The following is a 5,079-nucleotide window of genomic DNA, read 5'->3' as shown; positions in this document are numbered from 1 at the left end:
TGCTCAGCTACCACGAGTACCTGATCAACCACGAGGTCGGCCATGGGCTCGGCCACGGGCATGTGGATTGTCCCGACGACGGTGCGCTCGCGCCGGTGATGGTCCAGCAGACCAAGTCGTTGGAGGGCTGCCGCCCCAACCCCTGGCCATCGCGCGACCCCTGACGCGCCCGGCGCCGCTGGATGAGCCCGGGTCTCCGGCCGACGGCTACGGCAGCGCTTCGAGCGCGAGCCGGACGGCGATTCCACGCGCAAGCAGTGCCGGGCGCGCACGCCCGAGGCGACGTGGCCTCTGAAGACTCTCACCTGGAGACATCCGTGAAACTGCTGCTCCTGTCCAACTCAGTCGCACCCGGCTACGGGTATCTCGAACACGCCCGCGAGACATTGCACGATGTCCTGACGGGCGTCGGCACGGTCGTGTTCGTGCCGTTCGCACTGGCCGACCATGACGCCTACACCGAGACCGTGGCCGACGCGTTACGCCCGCTCGGTGTCGACGTCGTCGGTGCACACAAGGGCGAGCCTGGCGAGGTGGTGAGCGGCGGGGACGCCGTGTTCGTCGGCGGCGGCAACACCTTCCGTCTGGTCAGCGCGCTGTACAGATACAGGTTGACCGGCCTCATCCGCAGTCGTGTCCAGGGCGGGATGCCCTACATCGGTTCCAGCGCCGGTACCAATGTCGCCGGGCCGAGCATGCGCACCACCAACGACATGCCGATCGTGCAGCCGCCCAGCTTCGACACCCTCGGCCTGGTGCCGTTCCAGATCAACCCGCATTACCTTGATCCGGCGCCCGGCGACACCCACATGGGCGAGACCCGCGAGCTGCGTATCCTGCAGTTCCTGGAGGAGAACGACGTACCGGTGGCCGGCCTACGGGAAGGGACGTGGCTGCGCCGAGACGGCGGCAGCCTGGCATTGGGAGGCATCGAGACCGGCGCCCGGCTGTTCCGCCGTGGCGCCGATCCGGTCGACGTCGCCACCGGGGCCGATCTGAGCCACCTGCTGCAGACGACGCCACGCTTCGACGTCTGAGACCCGGAACCATGGGTCAGGTATCGGCGTCCGCCCGCGGTTGCTCGTCGATCAGGGTGCCAGTCGCGTACATCCGGTGTGACGATCCCCAGCGGGGCCAGCACGTGGTCAGCGTGATCCGCGTCTCTTCAGGCTCGGTGCTACGCGGCTCGCCCGGCACCGGGTCGACCACCCAGCTGTCCTGGATCTCGATCCTGTTGCCGTCGGAGTCGCCGTCGGGCGCGTCGTCGAGCTCGTACGTGAAGATGCCATCGGCGGTCTCGATCTCGACGATGTCCCCAGCATGCAGTTCAGGGAACCCGGCGAACGGCTCGCCGTGGCCGGCGCGATGTGCCGCCACCGCGAAGTTGCCCACCTCACCTGGTTCGGCGCTGTCCAGGTAGTGGCCCGGGCCGTTCCTCAGGTCATCGTCCTCGACACCTTGGACGATCACCCATTCCCAGTCGTCCCCGAAGCGCGGGATCCGGATGATGCCGTAGGCGTCGCCGAGCCCGACGTCGCCTCCGTCTGATCCTTCGCTCTCCTGTTGTTCCCCGCCGAAGTTCAGCTGCCCGCGCAGGTCGTCCTGAGCTGCCGCGGTCTGCAGACCCGTGCCCCAGAGGGTGTAGACCACGAACAGCAGGACGACCGCGCCCGCGGTAAGCAGCAACTCTCCCAGACCGCCGGCGATCATCGCCGATACACTCCGCCTCGGCGGAGTGTTCTGCGCTCTCCGCCGTCCCCTCTGAGTCGTACGATGCATCGCTCTCCAGTCGTCGCTACTGTGACCGCATTCCCCCAATCGTCTCGTCAACGATCACGAGCCGGCATCAGTTCCGGCGCACCACATCGCATACGCTGGCCGCTGTGCGAAAGCCAGGTCGAGGACGGATGCGCGTGGCCCGCGGACTCGTCATGTCCGCAGCGTGCCTGCTGCTGCCCTCGGGTGCGCACATCGCCGCCGGTGGTGGCCTGCCGATGCACCTGGAGTTTCTCTTCGCCGCAGGGCTGCTCAGCGTCGCCTGCGTCGCCCTTGCGGATCGCCGACGTGATCCCGTCGAGATCGGCGCCGCGTTGGTCCTGTCTCAGCCCGCGCTGCACGCCCTTTTCACCATGGCAGGTCAGGACCATGCGACGACCGTGAGCGGCAGCTCCATGCTGGTGGCACACGCGGTGGCCGCCGCCGTCCTGACCGTGCTGCTCTCCGGGCTCGAAGCCGTCGTGTGGGCGATGGCTTCGCTCTCGACGACGGTCCGGCTGACCAACGTCCTCCGGCTGCTCGATCAGCCGCTGGCCCAGTGCAGGTCGCCGTGGACGCCCACATCCTCGCCGAGAGGCGCCCGGACCTCATACGGCGCGTTCGTCGGCGGCGCGGTGCCGTGGCGCGGTCCGCCGTCGTCGCTGGTGCGATGATCACCAGCGGTCACCCGATGGGAGACGGGTGAGGTCGCGGGACGGTTTCGACCCCCCGGCGGCCATACATCGCTGTTCCCTCAGACGTACCCTGGCAGGCGTAGAACGAGAGACTCGGCGGAGATAGACCCGCCGCTCGGCTCCCGTCGGCGGAATGCCGTGCGACGCCGCCTGGACGCGACGTCGCCAAGGTCGGGAACGGATCCGGTCTCTTGAGACGACGACTCTGGATGGTCATCGGAGCTGCATGGCCCCCAGCTGGGCTTTCGAGATGACGACAACACCAGAAGGACATACCGATGCTGAAGATTCGACGTACCCGGACGCGACCTCGAGCGGTTAGCGCCAGGCCCGACCGGCGAGTGCGTGGCGCCCCGGCGCTGCGACTGGTCCCCGCCGCCGGCGCGGCGCTCGTGGTGGCGTCGTCGCTCATGTTCGCGGCACCGGCGGCGAACGCACACAGTTCCCTCGTGTCGAGCACCCCGGAGGACGGCGCGACCGTCGACGACCAGCCGGGGACCATCGAGCTCGTCTTCAACGAGAACGTCCAAGACCAGCCCGACTTCACCCAGATGGCCGTGCTCGACGCCGACGAGGACGGGTTCCACGCCGGTGACCCAGTGATCGACGGCAACACGGTGCTTCAGGATGTCTCCGAGCTACCCGACGGCGACTACACCGTCTCCTACCGGGTCGTCTCCGCTGACGGTCACCCGGTGAGTGGCACCGTCGAGTTCACCATGACCGCCGGCGACGACGGCGCGACCGACGACGACGCTGAACAGGAGCAGGAGCAGGAACCAGCGGTCGGCGCCGACACCGACCAGCAGGCCGGCGACGACGCGTCGGAGGACGGGGTCGACGACTCCGTCTTCATCGGCGGGGCCATCGTCGTGGCCATGCTGGCTGGGTTGGCGCTGCTGACCGCACGCAGCCGTCGCCGCCTGAGAGAGTCGTCGGATTACGGCATGGACTCCACCAGCCCGGGTGACGGAGCCCACCGATGAACGCCACATCCACGCAGGCCCCACCGCCTACCACCCGCCGGTGGGGCACTGCCGCCGTCGTCACCGGCCTGGCCACGCTCGTCGTCGCGCTGCTCGTCGGCGGGGGTGGGACTGCGCTGGCCGTCCCCGGGTTGGGAGACCCCGGCGACCTGACCCGATGGGGCCTCCCCATCGCCAGAGCTGTCCTGGATGGATCCGCCGCGGTGACCATCGGACTGCTGGGCCTGGCCACGATTCTCCCGCCGGAGCGCGACCAGCTCGGCCGTGACGCGCTTCGAGCGCTCCGTGCGGCATCGTGGGGGGCGCTGGTCTGGGCGGTGGCTGCCGCGGCCGTGCACCTCCTGACGCTGTCCGACCTGATCGGCCAGCCTCTCCTCGAGGCACTCGGCGGTGAAGGCTTCCGTTCATACACGGCGAGTGTCTCGCAGGGACAGGCGTACGCGGCGGTCGTGGTGCTGGCGCTGGCGATGATCCCGGCGGCACGTCTCACCCTCGGGCATGGCGGGAGCATCGCGCTGCTCTGTCTGGGCTTGGCCACGCTGGTGCCGCCGGCGCTGGTGGGCCACTCGTCCAGCGGTGATTACCACCACTCCGCGACCACGTCGATCCTGATCCACCTGGTCGCTATGGCGTTCTGGGTGGGCGGCCTGGTCGCGGTGTCCTGGTATGCGGCGCAGCGCGGACGCGAGCTCCCCCGCGTCGCGCGCATCTACTCGTCGGTCGCGTTGGGCTGTTTCGTGCTGATCGCAGCCAGCGGCGTATTGAATGCCTGGGTCCGGATGAGCTCGCTGACTGAGCTCTTCAGCACGGAGTACGGGTGGCTGCTGCTCGGTAAAGCCACAGCGCTGGCCGGCCTTGGATGCTTCGGCTACCTGCACCGCCAGGGGACGCTGCGAGCGCTCGACGCGGGCCGACCCGGGCAGTTCCGCAGGCTCGCGGCCGGCGAGGTACTCGTGATGGCCGCCGCGATCGGCCTCGCGGTGGCTTTGGGCCGCACCGAGCCACCAGTACCGGAGGACGTCAACCTGTCGATCGTCCGGGACCTGCTCGGGTATCCGATACCGCCCGAGCCAAGCCTGTCTCGCATGTTCACCGAGACCTACCCCGACGCACTCTTCTCGATCGGATGCTTCGTCGCGGTCGTGCTGTACCTGGCGGGTGTGTGGAAGCTGTACAAGCGAGGCGACCGCTGGCCCGTCGGTCGGACCATAGCCTGGCTGCTCGGCGTCGCCACCGTCGCGTTCGTCGAGCTGTCCGGTGTCATGACGTACAGCATGACGATGCTGTCTGTGCACATGGTCCAGCACATGACACTGATGATGGTCAGCCCGATGTTGCTGGTCATGGGCGGTCCGATCACTCTCGCCCTGCGCGCGGTGAAACCGGCTAAGCGCGGCGCGAAGGGGCCGCGGGAATGGATCATGGCGGCGTTGCACAGCCGGGTGGCACGGGTGCTGACCCACCCCGTCGTCGCGCTCGGGTTGTTCGTATCCGGCTCGTTCATCATGTACTTCAGCGGCTTGTTCGAAGCCGCGATGCGCGAACACACCGGCCACATGCTGATGAGCCTGCACTTCCTGCTCGTCGGCTACATCTTCTTCGAGATGCTGATCGGGATCGATCCGCTGCCGAAGCGTCCGCCA

The 5,079-nt window shown here is 68.3% G+C and carries 6 protein-coding genes; 5 read left to right on the top strand and 1 reads right to left on the bottom strand.

The annotated features are described in order from the left end of the window. Together ELR45_RS42720 and pepE are read left to right on the top strand one after the other, a co-directional pair. Window positions 1-164: DUF3152 domain-containing protein (locus tag ELR45_RS42720; RefSeq protein ID WP_205856619.1), on the top strand; the 164-nt coding region annotated here is incomplete at its 5' end. Between the two features lie 153 nt (window positions 165-317). Further along, a complete protein-coding gene (pepE, locus tag ELR45_RS14560) occupies window positions 318-1,037 on the top strand; it encodes a dipeptidase PepE (protein ID WP_129667042.1) in 720 nt (239 codons plus the stop codon). Window positions 1,038-1,053: 16 nt separating this feature from the next. Here pepE and ELR45_RS14555 read toward each other — a convergent pair whose 3' ends face one another. After that, window positions 1,054-1,710, bottom strand: a complete 657-nt coding sequence (locus ELR45_RS14555; protein WP_165367776.1) for a class E sortase — start codon at window positions 1,708-1,710, stop codon at window positions 1,054-1,056. A 173-nt stretch (window positions 1,711-1,883) separates the two neighbouring features. Between ELR45_RS14555 and ELR45_RS14550 the strand changes: the two genes are divergently transcribed. The 3 genes from ELR45_RS14550 to ELR45_RS14540 all read left to right on the top strand — a co-directional run. Beyond that, window positions 1,884-2,429, top strand: coding sequence for a hypothetical protein (locus ELR45_RS14550; protein WP_129667040.1), 546 nt, complete (start codon window positions 1,884-1,886; stop codon window positions 2,427-2,429). Window positions 2,430-2,899: 470 nt separating this feature from the next. Further along, window positions 2,900-3,436 (top strand): copper resistance CopC family protein, encoded by a 537-nt coding sequence (locus ELR45_RS14545; protein WP_165367775.1) that lies wholly within the window; start codon window positions 2,900-2,902, stop codon window positions 3,434-3,436. Next, the coding region (locus tag ELR45_RS14540) for a bifunctional copper resistance protein CopD/cytochrome c oxidase assembly protein (protein WP_129667038.1) at window positions 3,433-5,079 on the top strand (1,647 nt) is incomplete at its 3' end. The genes ELR45_RS14545 and ELR45_RS14540, both read left to right, overlap by 4 nt.

It is taken from the genome of Phytoactinopolyspora endophytica (assembly GCF_004138495.1).
GTDB lineage: Bacteria > Actinomycetota > Actinomycetes > Jiangellales > Jiangellaceae > Phytoactinopolyspora > Phytoactinopolyspora endophytica.
The sequence above is the reverse complement of the archived record's forward strand: the minus strand, read 5'-3'. Positions and strand labels throughout refer to the sequence as shown.